16 protein-coding genes are annotated in these 18,612 nt (G+C 61.2%); 10 read left to right on the top strand and 6 right to left on the bottom strand.

Annotated features, from left to right (window positions below; translation table 11 throughout):
• Positions 1-20: 20 nt before the first annotated feature.
• Positions 21-1,484 (top strand): aldehyde dehydrogenase family protein, encoded by a 1,464-nt coding sequence (locus tag WCL58_RS23605; RefSeq protein ID WP_193159050.1) that lies wholly within the window; start codon positions 21-23, stop codon positions 1,482-1,484.
• A 39-nt stretch (positions 1,485-1,523) separates the two neighbouring features.
• Here WCL58_RS23605 and WCL58_RS23600 read toward each other — a convergent pair whose 3' ends face one another.
• A complete protein-coding gene (locus WCL58_RS23600; protein ID WP_084827840.1) occupies positions 1,524-2,438 on the bottom strand; it encodes an AraC family transcriptional regulator in 915 nt (304 codons plus the stop codon).
• A 225-nt stretch (positions 2,439-2,663) separates the two neighbouring features.
• Here WCL58_RS23600 and WCL58_RS23595 point away from each other — a divergent pair, with 225 nt between their 5' ends.
• The 4 genes from WCL58_RS23595 to WCL58_RS23580 all read left to right on the top strand — a co-directional run bounded on the left by WCL58_RS23595 (position 2,664) and on the right by WCL58_RS23580 (position 7,051).
• Complete coding sequence (locus tag WCL58_RS23595; RefSeq protein WP_060439998.1) at positions 2,664-3,866, top strand: MFS transporter; 1,203 nt, start codon at positions 2,664-2,666, stop codon at positions 3,864-3,866.
• Positions 3,867-4,351: 485 nt separating this feature from the next.
• A complete protein-coding gene (gene add / locus WCL58_RS23590) occupies positions 4,352-5,407 on the top strand; it encodes an adenosine deaminase (RefSeq protein WP_336851671.1) in 1,056 nt (351 codons plus the stop codon).
• Positions 5,404-6,369, top strand: coding sequence for a nucleoside hydrolase (locus WCL58_RS23585; protein WP_072271011.1), 966 nt, complete (start codon positions 5,404-5,406; stop codon positions 6,367-6,369). The genes add and WCL58_RS23585 overlap by 4 nt, the downstream gene beginning before the upstream one ends.
• Before the next feature lie 271 nt (positions 6,370-6,640).
• Positions 6,641-7,051: a GNAT family N-acetyltransferase gene (locus tag WCL58_RS23580; RefSeq protein WP_141959145.1), complete on the top strand. Its 411-nt coding sequence runs from the start codon at positions 6,641-6,643 to the stop codon at positions 7,049-7,051.
• Between the two features lie 122 nt (positions 7,052-7,173).
• Here the strand turns inward: WCL58_RS23580 and WCL58_RS23575 are convergent, their stop codons facing one another.
• Together WCL58_RS23575 and WCL58_RS23570 are read right to left on the bottom strand one after the other, a co-directional pair.
• The gene (locus WCL58_RS23575; RefSeq protein WP_100395833.1) at positions 7,174-8,343 is read right to left on the bottom strand and encodes a cupin domain-containing protein; all 1,170 of its coding nucleotides are present in this window, start codon (positions 8,341-8,343) and stop codon (positions 7,174-7,176) included.
• A 290-nt stretch (positions 8,344-8,633) separates the two neighbouring features.
• On the bottom strand, positions 8,634-9,545 hold the full coding sequence (locus WCL58_RS23570; protein ID WP_060439994.1) for a LysR family transcriptional regulator: 912 nt from the start codon (positions 9,543-9,545) through the stop codon (positions 8,634-8,636).
• 103 nt (positions 9,546-9,648) lie between these two features.
• Between WCL58_RS23570 and WCL58_RS23565 the strand changes: the two genes are divergently transcribed.
• Together WCL58_RS23565 and WCL58_RS23560 are read left to right on the top strand one after the other, a co-directional pair.
• Positions 9,649-10,215: a chromate transporter gene (locus WCL58_RS23565; RefSeq protein WP_033634481.1), complete on the top strand. Its 567-nt coding sequence runs from the start codon at positions 9,649-9,651 to the stop codon at positions 10,213-10,215.
• Positions 10,212-10,733 (top strand): chromate transporter, encoded by a 522-nt coding sequence (locus WCL58_RS23560; protein ID WP_060440697.1) that lies wholly within the window; start codon positions 10,212-10,214, stop codon positions 10,731-10,733. The genes WCL58_RS23565 and WCL58_RS23560 overlap by 4 nt, the downstream gene beginning before the upstream one ends.
• 4 nt (positions 10,734-10,737) lie before the next feature.
• Here the strand turns inward: WCL58_RS23560 and WCL58_RS23555 are convergent, their stop codons facing one another.
• On the bottom strand, positions 10,738-11,091 hold the full coding sequence (locus tag WCL58_RS23555) for an AprI/Inh family metalloprotease inhibitor (RefSeq protein ID WP_060439993.1): 354 nt from the start codon (positions 11,089-11,091) through the stop codon (positions 10,738-10,740).
• A gap of 411 nt (positions 11,092-11,502) precedes the next feature.
• Here WCL58_RS23555 and WCL58_RS23550 point away from each other — a divergent pair, with 411 nt between their 5' ends.
• A complete protein-coding gene (locus WCL58_RS23550) occupies positions 11,503-13,119 on the top strand; it encodes a serralysin family metalloprotease (RefSeq protein ID WP_336851670.1) in 1,617 nt (538 codons plus the stop codon).
• 43 nt (positions 13,120-13,162) lie between these two features.
• Here WCL58_RS23550 and WCL58_RS23545 read toward each other — a convergent pair whose 3' ends face one another.
• On the bottom strand, positions 13,163-13,813 hold the full coding sequence (locus WCL58_RS23545) for a dihydrofolate reductase family protein (protein WP_197756540.1): 651 nt from the start codon (positions 13,811-13,813) through the stop codon (positions 13,163-13,165).
• Positions 13,814-13,882: 69 nt separating this feature from the next.
• Positions 13,883-14,884 (bottom strand): alpha/beta fold hydrolase, encoded by a 1,002-nt coding sequence (locus WCL58_RS23540; RefSeq protein ID WP_197756541.1) that lies wholly within the window; start codon positions 14,882-14,884, stop codon positions 13,883-13,885.
• A gap of 234 nt (positions 14,885-15,118) precedes the next feature.
• Between WCL58_RS23540 and WCL58_RS23535 the strand changes: the two genes are divergently transcribed.
• Together WCL58_RS23535 and WCL58_RS23530 are read left to right on the top strand one after the other, a co-directional pair.
• Positions 15,119-15,550 carry a DcrB-related protein gene (locus tag WCL58_RS23535; protein ID WP_033634486.1) on the top strand — a complete coding sequence of 144 codons (432 nt, stop codon included), beginning with the start codon at positions 15,119-15,121 and terminating at the stop codon, positions 15,548-15,550.
• Between the two features lie 31 nt (positions 15,551-15,581).
• On the top strand, positions 15,582-18,612 hold a 3,031-nt coding region (locus WCL58_RS23530), incomplete at its 3' end, for a PAAR domain-containing protein (RefSeq protein ID WP_336851669.1).

The raw sequence follows: 18,612 nt of genomic DNA, 5'->3' as shown, positions 1-18,612 counted from the left end.
TAGCGAAGAATGGAACAGAAATGACATTAGATAAAGCCTACGGGCCACTGATTAACGGCGTATTCGAGCTGGATGGCACGGACATTCATCCCGTGATTTCCCCCTCGACCGGGGAGCGCCTGGCGGATTTGCACTACTGCAACGAACGGGACGTCGAGCGCGCCGTGTTGGCGGCGGAAGCGGCTTTCCCCGTCTGGAAGGCATTAGGGCAGCAGGCCCGCGCCCGCCTGGTGGCGCAGCTGGCGGATGTGCTGGAAAGCGATCTGGAAAGAATGGCGCAAATCGACGCGCGGGATGTGGGCCGCTGTATCAGCGAAGTGCGCCGCGATTATCAAACGGCGGTCAGACACTATCGCTATTTCGCCGCGGTTGTCATGGGGCACGAAGACAGCGGCAGAAGCATCGCGGACGGCTACAGCCTGGCGAAACGCGAGCCGCTCGGCGTCTGCGGGCAGATTATCCCCTGGAATGCGCCGGCGATCATGGCGGCGTTCAAGCTGGCACCGGCGCTGGTGACCGGCAACACGGTGGTGCTGAAGGCCGATGAAAACGCCTCGCTCTCCACGCTGGAACTGGGCAAGATGATCGCCAACATTTTCCCTGCTGGCGTCGTCAACATCATTACCGGGCTCGGGAGCGTGGCGGGGGCGGCGCTGACCGGCAACCGCAAAGTGCGCAAGCTTTCGTTCACCGGCAGCACGGAGGTGGGCAAGCGGGTGGCCAAGGCCGCCGCGGAGCGGCTGGTGCCCGTCACGCTGGAGCTGGGCGGGAAGAGCCCCAATATTGTGTTCCCGGACATCGAAGACCTGGACGCGGTGGTGGACAACGTGACCTTTGCCGCCATCCACAATAACGGTCAGTCCTGTCTGGCGGGCACCCGGCTGTTCGTTCACGCGGACATTTACGACCGTTTCAGCGCCAAACTGGTGACGGCTTTCGAACGGGTGCGCGTCGGTTCACCGCTGGCCGAGCAATCCCGGGTCAGCTGCCTGGTTTCTGAGAAGCAGGGCGAGCGGGTGCTGGCTTATATTCGGACCGGCCTCGAGGAGGGTGCCACCCTGCTGACCGGCGGCAAACGCCGCGCCGTCGCCGGCTGCGAGCATGGCTACTTCATTGAGCCGACGATCTTTGCTGCGGAAAATGGCATGCGCATTTGCCAGGAAGAAATTTTCGGGCCGGTGCTGACGCTGATCAAATGGTCAGACTACGACGAGATGATCGCCCAGGCTAACGACAGCGAATATGGGCTGGCGTCGGGGATCTACACCCGCAGCCTGAAAAACGCCCTGGCGACCGCAGACCGGCTGGAAGCCGGGTCCGTATGGATCAACCGCTACTCGAACATTACCGATGGCACCGCGTTCGGCGGTTACAAGAACAGCGGGATCGGCCGCGAGTTCTGCAAAGAAACGCTCAATGCCTACACGCAAATAAAAACCATCACGCTGCAGACGGATCTGCCCGCGGCCTGGTTTGCAGAATAAGGATAAGACCGGCACAGGGACGTGCCGCCGTTGGCTGCTTCAGGAAATATGGCTGCCGATATAACTCCTTGGCGACGCGCCCATGCTTTTCTTGAACGCGGTACTGAAGGCGCTTTCCGATTCATATCCCAGGTCAAAGGCGATCTGGGATATTTTTTCTTTATTGGCGACCATTCGCTCGATGGCCAGGCTAAAACGCCAGATGCGAATGTATTCGTTGACGCTGTAGCCGGCCAGCTTTCTGAAGCGGGTGGTGAAGGCGGTGCGCGACATGCCGGCCACGCCGGCGAGCTCGTCCAGGCGCCATTTTCTGCCCGGCTGGTCGTGTATGCGGGTCAGCGCGAGGCCAATATGTTTGTCCGCCATCGCGTAAAACCAGCCCTCGCCGCGGCCGAGCGCGCCGGAAGAGAGCAGCATGCGCAGCGCCTGCGTCAAAATGATCTGCAGCAGATGCTCGGTGATGAGTTCACTGCCCGGGCCGGGATTCTCTATCTCCGACGAGAGGCGGCTCAGGAAATCCTTGATGCCGGCGTTCTCCTCCCGCTGCGTTTTGATCACGATGGGTTCGGGCAGGCTGGTGATAAAGCGGAAGGTATCGTTGATCTGAAATACGAAGCGGCAACCCACAAAGGAGAAATCGCACCCGCCGTTGCTGAAGCAGGATGAGCGGTCTTTCATCACGTGAATTTTTGTTATATCGATGGCCGGCGCGTTAGGGTTATCAAAAATGCTGAATTCGCGCCCGCTGGATAAGATCAGCACATCGCCTTGTTCAATCGGGTAACTGTTGGCGTCGCCCGCCAGTTTAATGAAAAAGGATCCGCGCTTGGCGATATAAATTTTCATCCCGGAATAGTCGGGAAACAGCGCTTTGGTATTAGCGCTCATGTCAAACGTCACAATTTTCTGGCTGCTGATTTTTAGCCTGGAAACAATATCGGATAGCGGATCCATTATTACCTGCTTGTCTGATGCGTTTACTGTTGAGCATAGTCGCTATTGCGCCAGGGTTATGCATGATCCCGGCAGTGCGGCGAGGTGAACGTATTATGGGTGAGGCGCCAGCCGGTGTACAGGCTATCCCGCCGTCCTGTCCGAACGATAAGAAAAAAAGTGCGAACGCGAAAGTTCGCGATCCGGTCGGGTGCTACGATCGGTATTTTCCATGATGGTGGCATAATGACTTCTGACCAGACAAACCGCAGCCAGGTGAGCCTATTGGCGGCGTTGACGATCGCTTTATTTTTTATCTTGTTGAACAGCGGCTCTCCTACGCCGTTATATCCCCTCTATCAAGAAACCCTTGATCTGAGCAATATCGACCTGACCTTCATTTTCTCTTCCTACGGGTTTGGCGTATTGCTGGCCTTGTTTTTATCACGCAGGCTCACCATCACCGATAAAAATGCCCGGCTGCTGGTGGTGGTGTCGCTGATGGTGGTGGTGGTGCCTACGCTGTGCTTTTCCTTTGCTCGCTCTTTGCAGGCGCTGTGCCTGTTCAGGTTTATTTCCGGGTTAGGGGCCGGTACGGCCACGGCCATCATCAACATCTTGTTGATCAACGTCAGCCGCGGCGACAGCGCCAAACGTGCCGCGCTGTTGGGCAGCCTGGCTTTGGTGACCGGCCTGGCGCTGGGCCCGGTGATCAGCAGCGTTTACGCCCAGCTGGCGTTTTACCCGCTCACTTCGCCGGCGGTGACCATCGCCGCGTTGGTTTTCCTCTCTGCGATCGCCATCGTCCTGCTTTGGCCGAAGAAAGGATTGCCTACCCTCGGCGTTGCGGACACGAAAACGGCAGAAAAGGGCGCCGGTTTTAGCCAACCGCTGTTCTATCTGCTTGCGCTGTGCGTGTTTATCTCCTGGTCATACGCCGCGCTGATCCTGTCGTTGGGGCCGACGGCCGCGATCCAGGTCTTCGGGCTCCAGTCACCCGCGGGCTTTGGCTATATCGCCACCGGTTATTTACTGGTGGCCGGCGTGGTGCAGTTCACGATCCCGCGTTTTCTGAAGCCTGAGTTTTCTTTGGTGCTAGGGCTGATTGCGCAGGTTTTCTCCATGGTGATGATGACCATGGCGCTCGAAAGCGGTTCTGTGGCCAGCGCGGCGGTGAGTCTGGCGCTGTCCGGCTTCTCGTACGGCGCGGTTTTTGTGGGCGGTGCCATCCTGGTCAATAAGCTCTCGCTAGCGGCGCCAGGGTGGAACGCGGTGTCGAAGTTTTACTTTATCGTCTATTTGTTCAATATCATGCCGCCGGCCGCAGGTTGGCTGGCGGATAAAATAGGGGTAGTGAGCGCTTTGTTCGCCGCCATTGTCCTTTTTATGGCGATATACATCGCCTTTGCCGTGCTGGCGCTGTGGGCGCTGTTGCTGAGAAAGGCCTGACGTTCCCAGCGTTGGGGAAGGGCTTTACAACCCCCCCTGGCTTTCATAAGCTTGGCGGCGTGTTTTGGCGCTGATGGCTGGCGATGGCCGCGCATAACAGCGGCTGCCCGGCGACTCTGCGTTAACACGCCATGTTTTACATAGGTTCAGGTAAGAGAACGGCCCCATCGATGATTGCCGGCGCCCATAGAAATCGGGCGTTGCAGTGAGGATGGGGTGATGCCGTGCCGGCTTCGGTGATGAGAGGCCTGTCCGCCTTCACCGGTTGCCGCACGCATAGGTTACTGACCTGTTGATGAATTTTTGGATGGCCTGCCGTCTGACTCATTACAGGATTAACATATTGCGATGCTTACCCTAGATCATTCCTCGTTTCACCGCGTTTTTTACCGCATTCACTCCCTCTTCAACGAGTCTTTCGCACCCATGCCGTCGCGCGAAAAAGTGCTCGTTGGCCTGCATAAATAACCCTTGGGAGCCATTTTATGGAATGGAATGTAAACCAAACCACGCTCTCTCGAGCGCAGATGGTTTCCCTGCCGAAGGCGGAAGTGCACGTGCATCTGGAGGGCTGCTTTGAGCCGGAACAGCTCTCGGCCTGGGCGTTATCCTCGGGGATACCGATGCCCAGAAAGCAGGACGAGCTGCTGAATTTTAACGGGCTTGCCGACTTTCTCGATTTCCTCGATTGGTCCTGCAGCCTGGTGAGCAGCCGCGAACGCCTGGCGCAGTTAAGCTACTCCTATGCACAACGGCTGTCGCGGGATGGCGGGCTGTACGCCGATCTGATTTTCAACCCGACCCATTGGAAAGCGTGGCGCGGCAGGCTCGGTGACATGATCGACGCGATTGACGCCGGTTTGCGCGCGGCCGAAGAAGATGGATTGGCGTCCGTTGGGCTGTGCGTCAGTTTGCTCCGCCGGCAAACCGCCGCCGAGGCGAGTGAGCTGGTGGATTTTTTAACCGCGCTGCGGCACCCCAGAGTGGTCGCGCTGTCCGTCGATGGCAATGAGGCCGTCACCAAAGGCAGCGGTGCGCGTTTTGCGCAGGCTTTCGCCCAGGCGGGCAAGGCCGGGTTGAAGCGAACCGTGCATGCCGGGGAGTCCAGCGGCGCAGAGGGCGTGCGCGACGCCATCTTGCTGCTGGGGGCCGACCGCATCGATCACGGCGTTCGGGCGATAGACGACCCGGCCGTCGTGGCGCTGTTGGCCGAACGGCGTATCCCCATCGGCGTATGCCTGACCTCGAACATCAAACTGGGCGTCTATCCCGGCTACGCGGAACATCCGCTGCGCCGGCTGCGGGATGCCGGGGTCATCGCGACCATCAATACCGACGACCCGGTCTTATTGCACACCACGTTGGTGGATGAATATCTGATCTGTCAGAGCGAATTTGCATTTTCCACCCAGGATATCGTCGATGTGGCCCTGAATGCTTTTGCCGCCAGTTTCGCCGGCGACGAGGCAAAAACGGAGTATCGGAAGAAAATGGATCTTTGGGTTGCCTCTCTTAATACAGAAAATGGAGACAAGCGGTGAGCGAGAAGAAAATAAAATTATATTTTGACTGCGATACCGGCATCGATGATGCGATGGCGCTGGGCTATTTGCTCGCAGAAAGCGACAAGGTGGATATTCTGGCGATCGGCACGGTTTGCGGCAACGTCGCCGCCGATGCCGGAGCCAGAAATACGCTGGAGCTTGCCCGCCTGGCCGGTTTTCCCGCGATCCCCGTCGCCGTGGGGGAACGGGACTACCTGCGCCAGGCGTATCTTTGCGATGTGCAGCATATACACGGTGACAACGGCATCGGCGACATCGCGCTGGAAGCCTCACACGCCAAGCTGGCGCCGCTGCCGGCCCCCGACCTATTGGTTAAGCTGGCCAGAGCGCACCCGGGGGAGCTGGACATCTTGGCGACCGGCCCGCTGACCAACATCGCCAAAGCCTTGCAGCTTGAGCCCGCGCTAGGAGAGCTTATCGGCACGCTGACGATCATGGGCGGTGCGGCTCTGGCGCCCGGCAACCGAACGCCCGTTGCGGAGGCGAATATTGCCTGCGATCCGGAGGCGGCGGCCATGGTATTTAAAGCGATGAAGAATATCGTGATGGTGCCGCTTGATGTCACCATGTCGCATACCTTTGAAGAGGCGGATCGGCTCAAACTGCTGTCGGCCGAGAGCCGGTTTGCGCAGGCGATAGGGCAAATGCTGGAGCGGTATATCCAGTTTTATATCAATACCTACGGCCGCAAAGCCTGCGCGCTGCACGATCCGGTGGCTGCGGTGTTGGCGGTGCAGGGCATCGGCGCCTGCCTTGCGCCTAACGTGAAGGTGACGATCGATGATTCCGACGGGCCAGGCCGCGGGCAAACCCTGTGCGATATGCGGGGACGATATATGAACTATCCGCCGCAGCCCGATGCCAACTGCCATGTGGTATTAAGCACCGAGCTTAATATGTCGGAGTTGCTGCTCGCGAAGCTGTTGTCGTTGGCGTAATTCGTCTCTATCGACAACGTCTGAGTGTATAAGAGGCCTTTCCGGAGGCCTCTGAATGAGCACTGAAGAAGGGGGAAAGAGATCGGGCTGGATTTATCGATCCGCAGAAGTGCGAATCCAAATCGATGGATGCGTTTGGTATTTGTTTAGCGCATGTTGAGTACAGTGTTTCCCCTGTGCAGTCTGATTATTGATGCGTTTTGCCGAATTAATCCGGGCCATAAAGTATTAACCAATCTTCCTTTTTTATTTTATATATGCGGAACATGTTGTGGGAAATGAAAATTTAACGTTGCATCATGACAATGATGCACGCTCCTTTCTGGAGGGCCAGCTCGATAGATTTAATTCAAAGTTCATGGGGTTAAATGCTCACGAGTATGGTGTTTATTATAAAGACGGCGATGAGAAAATAATCGCGGGACTTTATGCAGAGTCTTACGGGGCCGTTTTTTACATCCATTATCTTTGGATTGATGAAGCGCAGCGCGGCCGGCGTTTAGGCCACCGTCTGCTGGAAGCTGCAGAGGCTCATGCCAGACAGTTGGGATGCGCCAGCGTCTCCGTGGACACGTTTAGCTTTCAGGCGCCCAATTTCTACCTGAAACAGGGTTTTCAAATGATTGGCGAGTTGGATTGCGGCAATGAAATAACACGCTCCTATCTGAACAAACAACTGTAATATCTGTTTTTTATAAAAGGAATTCGGTTAACTCACTGAGAGCAAGGTGTTGTTCTTAATATGAAATATGACGCTTTGGCCGATGTGACGGAGGGCGAGGGAGTTTCTCCCTCGCCGTGGCGTCAGCGGCTGCGCCGTGACATGACCCGTTTGTCTTTCGGCCGATCCTGCCAGTCCTCAGCCTGATTGTTGAAGTTATCCGCCAGCAGGTAGGCCGGGGTTTTCGCCAGCCAGTCGGACAACGAAATATCCTGATAGATGCCGTTGTCCATCACGATCAGCACTTTCAAATCCTCATCGCCGATGTTCTCGATGTAATGGCCGAAGCCCTGCGGCACGTAACCGACGTCCGAAGGGGCATACTCTTCCGTCTGCGCGTGGCCGTGTGAGCTGAACACCGTCATGCGGCCCTTACCGGCAATATAGTATTGCCATTCGTTGGCATTGGGGTGCCAGTGCAATTCCCGGATCGCGCCGGGTTTCACGATCTCGATGATGCCGGTCATGGTGGTGGAAATGGGAAACTCTTTCGATGACACCAAATGCACGCTGCCGGCGTCATTTTCAAAGAACGGCTTTTGCTTCATTAATTCATAGCGGTGGGTCAGCGGGGCGTTATTTAATCCGCCGTCGTTTTTCGGTAATGGCAAGGTGGGCGGAACGGCGCCGCCAACAATATAGGCCTCACCCTGTTTGGCCTTGGAAAATACCGCCGCCGGCATGTTGACGCTTTTTTCCAATACCTCTTTCGGCATATGCGCCACCCAATCGGTGATGCTGAAGGTGCCGAATTCGGAGAAATGGCCGTTATCGAACGCCAGAATAAAATGCGCGCCGTCCGCCAGCGCCTGAATGGAATGGCCGTAGCCTTTCGGGAAATACCACACGTCGCCGGGCCCGAAATCCGCCACTTCGCATTTGCCCTCGGGATCGAGGATGGTGATGCGCGCATGGCCTTCCAGCATAAACGCCCATTCGGCGGCGATGGCGTGCCAGTGCAGCTCGCGCACGCCGCCCGGCTCCAGCGTCATGTCTACGCCCGCCACGCCTTCGGAGATTGGAAACTGCTCGACGGTGGCCTCGCGCGCCCAGCCGCTGGGCAGGCTGCGTTTCTTGCTGTCGGTGAATTTGTACTTATAGAGATGCTGCGCATTAGCAGGCGGCTGGTAGCTGCTGGGAGGCACGATATTGCGGTGGTCGTCGGCAGCGGCATTTTTAGCGATGCCGCCGATCATGCCGGCGGCGGCCGCGCTGACGGCGGACACTTTCAATATATCACGACGCGATAGCATAGCATTTTCTCCAATATAAAACCGTGCGCCTGCAGAGGCAGGCGACAGGGAAGGCGCGAGCGCCATTGAAATGATTTTTTGTCATCGGCGGGAACAGGCTGTGACCCTTAAATCCTAGCGGCTGGAATTTATTGGGTAGGCGCTTATTTGTTTGCGTTTGTTACTAAGTGAGAACGGGTTTGATTAATTACTCGGAAGTTGAATAGTCATTAATTGGAATTAATTTTAGTCGCCGACCGGTTTAAATAAATAATAAACGAACGGCATTTTTTATTGGCCGTTCGGGCTTTTTATGACTCCCCCACGGTCTCCAGCACCAGCTGACGAAACCGTTCGACGATCGGCGAAGCCGGGCTGCGGCGCAGCGCCAGGTAAAGTGGGGCGCTGAGCTGCGCTTCTTCGGCGAGGGTGCGGTAGACGATGCCGTCGCCGCCCAGCCGCCGCATCGAGCCGGGCACCACTGACAGCCCCAGGCCTGCGCCGACCAGGCTGAGGGTGGCCGGCAGGCGCGGAGCTTCCTGCACGATGCGCGGGCTGAAGCCGGCACGGTGGCAGGCGGCCAGGATGGCGTCGTACAGCCCCTGGCCGGCCGGGCGACGATAGAGAATAAACGCCTCGTGGGCCAGTTCGGCCAGCGGCAGCGGCTGCTGCGTTTCTTGCGCCAGCCGGTGGCCCAGCGGCAGGGCGACGATCATCGGTTCGCTGAGCACCGGCTCCACGCTCAGGCCGGGAATGCCGCTGGCCGGCGAGCGCACGAAGGCGGCGTCGAGGCGCTGTTCCAGCAACGCCTCCATCAGTTCGCCGCTGCCGGCTTCTTCCAACTGGGTGGTGATGCCCGGCAGGATGTCGCGGTAGCGGCGCAGCAGGTTGGGCACGAACGGGTGCAGCGCGGCGGAACTGGTGAAGCCGATGGCGATGTGCCCCTGCTCGCCGCGAGCGGCGCGCTGCACCGCTTCGCGCAGGCGTTCGGCGCGCGCCAGCAGGGCGCGGGCCTCTTCGAACAGCACGCCGCCGGCTTCGGTGACGCGCACGCCGCGCGGCAGGCGCTGCAACAAGGTGACGCCCAGTTCATCTTCCAGCCCCTGTAGCAGGCGGGTCAGCGGCGGCTGCTGGATAAACAGCCGCTCGGCGGCGCGGGTGATGTTGCCTTCTTCCACCACGGTGACGAACGCCCGCAGGCGACGCAGTTCGATCATTGCCATACCTCAAAGGTATCTTTGGTTGTTCTGGAATGCATTAGACATCATGGCACGGCGGCGCGCATGATACCAGACATCAAAACAAGCGATGTGGAATGGCAATGTCATGTCAGATATCAATACGTTAAAACCGCACCCGGCGGCAGCGCCGGGCAACGCAGAGCTGTTTGTGGGCTTTCTGTGGCTGGGGCTGATCGGCTTCGGCGGCGTGCTGCCGCTGGCGCGCAGTATGTTGGTGGAGCGCCGGCGCTGGCTGAGCGGCGAACAGTTTACCGAGCTGCTCGGGCTGTGCCAGTTTCTGCCCGGCGGCAACGTGATCAACCTGTCGGTGGCGGTGGGCATGGAGTTTCGCGGGCTGCGCGGCGCGCTGTGCGCCTTGCTGGGCCTCATCAGCGCGCCGACGGCGATCGTGGTGGGGCTGGGCGTGGTCTACGCCCGCTTCCAAAACGATCCGCATGTGCAGCATGTGTTCGCCGGGCTGGCCGCCGCCGCCGCCGGGCTGCTGCTCTCGACCGGGATCAAGATGCTGCTGCCGCTGCGCGGTAAATGGCCGGCACTGGCGATCGTCGCGCTGGCCTTGATCGCCATCGCCTGGCTGCGCCTGCCGCTGCTGCCGACCATGCTGGTGCTGGCGCCGTTGAGCATTCTGCTGATGTGGCGGTGGCCGTCATGAGCGGGGTGTTGATTGCGCTGGCGCTGATCTTCACCGAGCTTTCTTTATTGGCGTTTGGTGGCGGCATGACCATTCTGCCGGAGATGCAGCGGCAGGTGGTGGAGGTGCATCAATGGATGAGCGCCCAGGAGTTCAGCGCGCTGTTCGCCATGGCGCAGGCCGCACCGGGGCCGAACATGATGATCGTGCCGCTGGTCGGCTGGCATGTGGCCGGCTGGGCGGGGCTGTTGGTTTCTTCGGTCGCCAAGTTCGGGCCGTCTTCCATCGTCACGCTGCTGGTGATGGGCGCCTGGCGGCGCTTTAAGGATCGCCCGTGGCGCCGCATCGTGCAGGCCGGGCTGGTGCCGCTGACCGTGGGGCTGGTGGCGGCCAGCGGTATCTTGATCGCCGAGGCTTCCGCACCCAGCTGGCGGCTGGCGGCGATCGTGGCGCTGGCGACGGGATTGAGCATGAGCAAGCGCCTCCATCCGCTGTGGGTGCTGGCGGGCGGCGCGCTGCTCGGGTTGCTGTTGGCCTGAGGGATTAGCGCGGGATCAGCACAAAGCGCGAAGGGCCGCCGCGATCGATCAGCTCATAGCGCTTTGGCGCGGTCAGGGCCAGAAACGCCACCATGCTGCCTTCGGCGTCGGTCAGCGTCATGCCGTCCGGCGTCGGCCGCCAGGCGACCGGCAACGTTTGCAGCGCCAGCGGTTGCAGGCACTGGGCGGAGGCGCTGAAGCGGAAGGCGTTGGTGTTGGCCACCACCTCGTCGCTCAGCTGCACCTCGCAGACGGTTTTACCGTCTCCGATGGCGGCGAGCTGCCAGTCGCCCTTCAGCGCGGCGGGTTCCAGCAACGGCAGTGAACTGCCCAGGGCACTGCTGCACAATACGCTCATAACGACTCCTGTCAGGCTGGCGCGGCGCAAGGCGCGCATAAGGAAATGGGTTGGCATCGGGTCACTCCTTTCGGCTGTCCGTTCACACCTTAGCACGTTCCCTGCGGGATGATGAGGTAAGGATTAGCTTTTTTAATCCTCGATAATTCTGATCTAACCGGCGATAACATGCCCATAAAGACGAGTCATTAGCCCGCCGATACGCTTATCTTTCTCATTAATACTTCGCTAATACAAATCGTTATGATTATTTCCGTCTTAACGCCCGGCGCGATGATGCACGGCGGCGTCGGGTCGCGCCGTCGGGGTTAATTACTATACTGGTCAATCCTAAGCCTTGGCTTAGATTAGAACGACTGATGAATAGTCTTACAAAGCGAGTGGATTCCTACTGTGTAAAAGGAGAATGCAATGAGCAGTCGCCACAACGATATTTTGCAAGATGACGATGAGTTCACCAGCCTGTCCGCCACATCCCCCAACGATCATAACTATCAATTTTACTATCACCAGCCCGGCAGCCTCTATGATGGGTTAGGCTACGGCGCGCTGTTAACGCTGGACAACGCCAACCTGTACAGCAACCAGCGCGGCGGAGCCGCCATCAACAACCTGGGTAAAATCCGCGATAACTTCAGCTTCGATCGCGCCGCCGATCAGCTGACGCGGTCGGGCCTGACGCACAACGGCGATCAGGTCTATCACCAGCCGGTGGCGCTGACCTATTCCTTCCTGACGCAGAGCGCGCTGAACCGCATCGGCCAGACCGGTGACGGTGACAAGGGGCTGCAACCGCTGACTCAGGCGGCGCAGACACAGGCGCTGAAATCGATGCAGGCCTGGGCCGACGTGGCGAATGTGACCTTTACCGAGGCGGCGTCCACCGATATCAACCACCGCACGGACATCACCTTCGCGTACTTCACCCAGCGCGCCGACGGCAGCACCGCCGCCGGCAGCGGCCCGAATGCCATCAACGCGTACGCCTATTACCCGCCGAGCTCCAAGCCGGGCAGCGATAACGCCTTTGCCGGCACGGTGTGGTTCAACAAAAACTTCGCCACCCATCAGGCGCCGGTTAGCGGCGACTTCAGCAGCCAGACCTTCACCCACGAGCTGGGGCATGCCCTGGGGCTGGCGCACCCGGGATCTTATGACGCCTCGTTGGGCAACCCGAGCTACCAGAACGACGCGGCTTATTACCAGGATTCGTTGCAATACTCGATCATGAGCTATTTCAACGCCGGTTACACTGGCGCCGACACCAAAGGGGTGTATGGCTATGGCCCGATGGTGGATGACATCTCCGCGATCCAAAAATTGTACGGCGCCAACATGAGCACCCGCACCGGCGACACGGTGTACGGCTTCAACTCCAACACCGGGCGCGATTTCCTGACCGCCACGGCGGACAACGGCAAACCGGTCAACTTCGCGGTGTGGGACGCCGGCGGCAACGACACGCTGGACTTCTCCGGCTACAGCCAGCAGCAGATGATCAACCTGAACGACGGCGCGTTCTCCAGCGTCGGCGGCGGCACGCAGAACGTCGCCATCGCGCGCGGGGCGATCATCGAGAACGCCATCGGCGGCAGCGGGCGCGATGTGATCATCGGCAACGATCAGGACAACCTGCTGGCGGGCAACGCCGGTTCGGACATCCTGTACGGCGGCCTGGGGGCGGATCATCTGTGGGGCGGCAAAGACGCCAACAACTTCACCGACTATTTCGTCTATCTCAATGCCAAAGAGTCCACGGTGGCGGCGTTCGACGTGATTGAAGACTTCGAGCACGGCATCGACAAGATCGATCTCTCCGGCCTGCGCTTCAACAACAGCCTGAGCGAGCTGCGCTTTATCGACAGCGGCAGCGCCTTCAGCGGCCAGAAAGGCGAGATCCAGCTCAACTTCGACGCCTTCAACGGCACCACCGATCTGCTGATGAACACCCACAGCAACAGCTACGCCGCCGACTTCAAGATCCATGTGGTCGGGCAGGTGGAGCAGAGCGATATTCTGTTTGCCTGAGGGCGATGAAGGGGAAAGAGAAAAGGGCCGAACGGCCCTTTTTTTACGGCTGGGCCGCCGCCGCGCTTTCCGCCACGAAGGAGCCGGTCGCCACCGCGCCGGCGCGGCGGTAGTGGGCCACGATCACGCCGCCGGGCGAGACCACCGATTGGGCCAGCGTGAAGGCCGCCGGCGCCGCGTTATCATCAAACAGCCGCTTGCCGCCGCCGAGCAGCACCGGGTAGGTGAGCAGGCGCAGTTCGTCCACCAGATCGTTGGCCAGCAGCTGTTGAATCAGCGTGCTGCTGCCCTGCACCAGCAGCACCGGCCCCTGGGTGCGCTTCAGCTCGCGCAGCCGGGCGATGATGTCCCGCCCCAGCCACTGGCTGTTCTGCCACGCCAGCGTCTCGCCGTGGTGGGTGGCGACGTATTTGGTGGCCTGATTGAATACGCGGGCGATATCGGCGGAAAACGGATCGGCCTCGTCGGTGATCTGCGGCCAGTAGCCGGCGAAAATGTCGTAGGTGCGCCGCCCCAGCAGCAGATCGAACGGCGCGGAGAAAAGATCGCCCATCGTTTCCGCAATGGCGTCATCCCAGTAGGGGGCTGTCCAGCCGCCGAATTGAAAGCCGCCGCTGCGATCTTCGTCCTGCCCGCCCGGCGCCTGCATCACGCCGTCGAGGCTGACGAAGGCGCTGGCAATAATCTGTCGCATGGCTGTCTCCTGCCGTTGAGTGCCAGCTGAAAGTTTAGCCGCCGCGCGGCGGCTACGCCAACCGGCCGCTCAGGGCTGCAGCGCCTTGAGCAGTGCCTGATGGAAACGCTCCGGTTCTTCCATTTGCGGCGCATGGCCCAGCCCGGCGAACTCGATCAGCGTGGCGTGCGGGATCAGCTTCGCCGCCTGTTTGCCCAGCTCCGCGTAGTGGCCGATCCTGGCCTTGACCGCCGGCGCGGCGATATCGCTGCCGATGGCGGTGGTGTCGGCGGTGCCGATCATCAGCGTAGTGGGGGTTTGCAGATCCTTGAACTCGTAGTACACCGGCTGGGTGAAGATCATGTCGTAGATCAGCGCCGAGTTCCACGCCACCAGGCGATGGCCCGGCCCGTTGTTCAGCCCGGCCAGCATATCCACCCAGCGATCGTACTCCGGCTTCCAGTTGCCGCCGTAGTAGGTGCGCTGCTCATAGTTGCGGATGCCCTCGGCGGTGGTGTTCAGCTCGCGCTCGAACCATTGATCGACGCTGCGCCACGGCACGCCTTTGGCCTTCCAGTCCTCGAGGCCGATCGGGTTGACCATGACCAATTGCTCCACTGCCTGCGGATACATCAGGCTGTAGCGCGTGGCCAGCATGCCGCCGGTGGAGTGGCCGATGACGATGGCCCGGCTGATTTTCAGGTTCTGCAGCAGGCCGTGGGTGTTTTGCGCCAGCTGCTGGAAGCTGTACTGGTAATGCGCAGGTTTGGTGGAGGAGCAAAAGCCGATTTGATCCGGCGCGATCACGCGGTAGCCGGCCTTGCTCAGCGCCTTGATGGTGTCCTGCCAGGTGGCGGCGCAGAAGTTTTTACCGTGCAGCAACAGCGCGGTGCGGCCGTTGGCGGCGCCTTCCGGCGGCACGTCCATATAGCCCATTTTTAACGCCTGCCCCTGCGAGGTGAAACTGAACTGCTGCAACGGATAAGGGTAGTGAAAACCCTGCAGCTCCGGGCCGAACTTCGGCGTTTCGGCGGCGGCGGGGAACGCGGCCAGCGTGGCGCACAGCAGCGCGCTACGGGTGAATCTCAGCATCCTGATCTCCTGAAAAACGGACGATAGCCGAGTATAGCCATAATCAGGGCGTCGGCGCGCCGATGGTTTCAGATAATTCTGTAATGTTACGGCCCGATCCCGGGCAAGGTTCCGGCCACGGCCTTGCACACAGTGAACGCGGTCACGCCGCGCAACATTGGCGGTGCCTGATGGTTTTATTTCAAGGCTAAGTTATGCGATGCTTAAGCATTATTTATGCAAAAGGATCCTCGCATGTCCGCTTTATCCCGCTGCGCTTTCAGCGAAGGCAGCGTCGCTTTGCCGGAAGGCTATGCCGATCGCACCGTCAACGTGCTGTTGGCCGGCGATGATGTTTCCCCCTCAATCAATATTTCCCGCGATGCGCTGCAGCCGGCGGAAAACCTGGAAGGCTACGTCACCCGCCAGCTCGATGCGCTGGCGCAGGGGCTGAAAGGCTGGGCGTTCAAAAGCCGCGAGCCGGCGACGCTGGGCGATGGATTAACCGCCGGTGAATGGGTGCGCGCCAGCTACCTGCGCGACGGCAAGCGCATCTGGCAAAACCAGGCGGTGTTCGCGCTGGCGGAGGGCCGGGTGCTGGTGTTCACCCTGGCGATGGCGCGCAAGCTGACGCCGCAAGACGATGCGCTGCTGTTGCAGGTGCTGAGCAGCTACCGGGCGGCATAACGATGAACCCTTCACGTAAAAGGACCTTACGATGACCGAAGCGGCCCGCGTCGGCGATACCATCGGGCATTCCCATGCCCTGGCCGGCATGATTGCCGGCACCCTTGTCGGCGGCCTGATCGCCGCCGCAGGCGCGGTGGCGGCGGGTGCGCTGTTCGTCGCCGGCCTGGCGGCTTCCTGTATTGGCGTTGGCGTGTTGCTCATCGGCGCCAGCCTGGCGGTGGGGTATCTCACCGGGGAGGCGGCCACCGCGGCGCGCGACGGCATTGCCGACGCCGGTGCCGGTAGCCTGACCCCCAAAGGCAATATCGTCACTGGCTCCCCCAACGTCTTCATCAACGGCAAACCCGCCGCGCTCGCCACCAACAGCCAGGTGGCCTGCAGCGACGACGGCCCGAGCATGCAGATGGCGCAGGGTTCCGACAAGGTCAGCATCAACGGCCAGCCCGCCTCGCGCGTGGGGGACAAAACCAACTGCGACGCGCAGGTAATGGAAGGCTCGCCCAACGTGTTTATCGGCGGCGGCACCGTCACCACCTTGCCGATCAAGCCCGAAGTGCCGGATTGGCTGTACAAGGTCTCTGACCTGACGCTGCTGTTCGCCGGCCTGGTGGGTGGCGTGGGCGGCGCCGCCGGCAAGCTGGGGGCGCTCGGCAAACTGTTGGGCAAGCTGCCCGGCATCAACAAGCTGGCGCGCATCGCCTGCCGCGCCGGCACCCTGATGACCGCCACCGCCGCCGTCGGCATTATCGCCCGGCCGGTGGATATCGTCAGCGGCCAGAAATTCCTCGACGGCGAAGACGATCTCGATTTCGTGCTGCCTTCGCGCCTGCCGGTCGCCTGGCAGCGCTATTGGCGCAGCGGCAACCCCGGCGACGGCGTACTGGGCCGCGGCTGGAACCTGTTCTGGGAGAGCAGCCTGCAGCCGTATCAGGACGGCCTGGTGTGGCGCGCCCCTTCCGGCGACTTCGTCGCTTTCCCCAGGGTGCCGCGCGGCCACAAAACCTACTGCGAAGCCGAAAAATGCTGGCTGATGCACAACGACGACGGCAGCTGGCAGCTGTTTGACGTCGGCGAACAGATTTTCCACTACCCGCCGCTGGCGGGCGACCAGCCGAGCCGGCTCAGCATGATCACCGACGCCATCGGCAACGCTACCTCGCTGTTTTACGACGACGAGGGGTTGCTGAGCGAACTGGTGGACAGCGCCGGGCAGCGCCTGATGTGCCGCTATGCGCAGGGCCGCCTGCGCGAAGTGGCGCTGCAAACCGCCGAAGGCGAACGGACGCTGGCGCGCTACGGCTACGATGAGCAGGGCCAACTGACGACGGTGAGCAACCGCGCCGGTGAGGTAACGCGCCGTTTTGGCTGGCGCGACGGCCTGATGATCAGCCACCAGGACGCCGCCGGGTTGCTGAACGAATACCAATGGCAAGAGATCGACGGCGTGCCGCGCGTGACGGCCTACCGCAACAGCGCCGGGGAATCCCTTGAGTTCGGCTATGACTTCGCCGGCGGGCGCCGCAGCGCGGTGCGCGGCGACGGCAAGCGGGCGGAGTGGCGGCTGGACGACGACGACAACGTGGCGCAGTACACCGATTTCGACCAGCGCCGCTACGGTTTTATCTACCAACGCGGCGAGCTGTGCAGCGTGCTGCTGCCCGGCGGCGCGCAGCGCCAGAGCGAATGGGATCCTTACGGCCGCCTGCTGTCGGAGACCGATCCGCTCGGCCGCGTGACGCGCTATCAATATTCGCGCAACAGCGGCCGGTTGTTCGCCGTCGCGTACCCGGACGGCAGCAGCGAGGCGCAGCATTGGGACACGCTGGGGCGCCCGACGCGCTATGTCGATGCCCTGGGCAATGCCACGCTGTACCGCTATCCGGATGACGAAGAGAGCCTGCCCGCTAGTGTGATCGACGCGCTGGGCGGGGAGGTGAAGCTGGAGTGGGACGCCCGCGGCCAGCTGACGCGCTACACCGACTGTTCCGGCAGCGTCACGGCTTATACCTACGATGCGCTGGGGCAACTGACGGCGCAGACCGATGCCGAAGGCCACCAGACGCGCTACCGGTGGGATAACGGCGGGCGCCTGCACACCCTGATCCACCCGGACGGCGGCGAAGAGCGCTTTAACTGGAATGCGCACGGCCAGCTGGCAGAACATCAGGACGCGCTGGGCAGCCTGACCCGCTGGCAGTACAACGCCCTGGGGCTGCCGGTCAGCATCACCGACCGCATTAACCGCACCCGACGCTATCACTACAGCCCGCAGGGCTGGCTGACGCGGCTGGAGAACGGTAACGGCGGCGACTACCGCTTCAGCTATGATGCGGTGGGCCGCGTGCTGGCCGAAGAGCGCCCGGACGACACCCGCCACTATTATCGCTACGGCGCAGCCGGGCTGCTGGAGGAGCACCGCGAGGTCGGCCTGCCGGGCAGCGCGGGTGAGCTGACGCAGCGCGAACAGCGCTTCCGCTTCGACGAGGCCGGGCAGTTGGTCTGGCGCGGCAACGCCAGCGCGGAATGGCATTACCGCTTCGACGCCATGGGACGGCTGCGCGAGCTGAACCGCCTGCCGACGGCGAGCGGCGCGGCGCTGGGCATCGAGCCGGACAGCGTGCAGATGCGCTATGACGCCGCCGGGCGGCTGCTTGGCGAGCAGGGCGTGAACGGCGAGCTGCAATACCAATGGGATGAGCTGGCCAACCTGCAGGCGCTGACGCTGCCGCAGGGCGATCGCCTGCAGTGGCTGTATTACGGCTCCGGCCACGCCAGCGCCATTAAATTCAACCAGCAGGTGGTGAGCGAATTCACCCGCGATCGCCTGCACCGGGAAACCGGCCGCAGCCAGGGCGCGCTGCAGCAGCAGCGGCGTTACGACGCCATGGGCCGCCGCAGCTGGCAGAGCAGCGCCTTTGGCCACGACAAACTGACCCGGCCGGAAGACGGCGTGCTGTGGCGCGCTTATCGCTACACCGGCCGCGGCGAGCTGGCCGGAGTGAGCGACGCGCTGCGCGGCGAAGTGCACTACGGTTACGACGCCGAAGGCCGCCTGCTGC

Origin of the sequence: Serratia sp. TMDUHS_CL, assembly GCF_037137105.1 — a bacterium.
In the GTDB taxonomy this organism is placed as follows: domain Bacteria; phylum Pseudomonadota; class Gammaproteobacteria; order Enterobacterales; family Enterobacteriaceae; genus Serratia; species Serratia nevei.
Note: the sequence above shows the minus strand (reverse complement) of the source record. Positions and strands in the feature narration are given on the sequence as shown.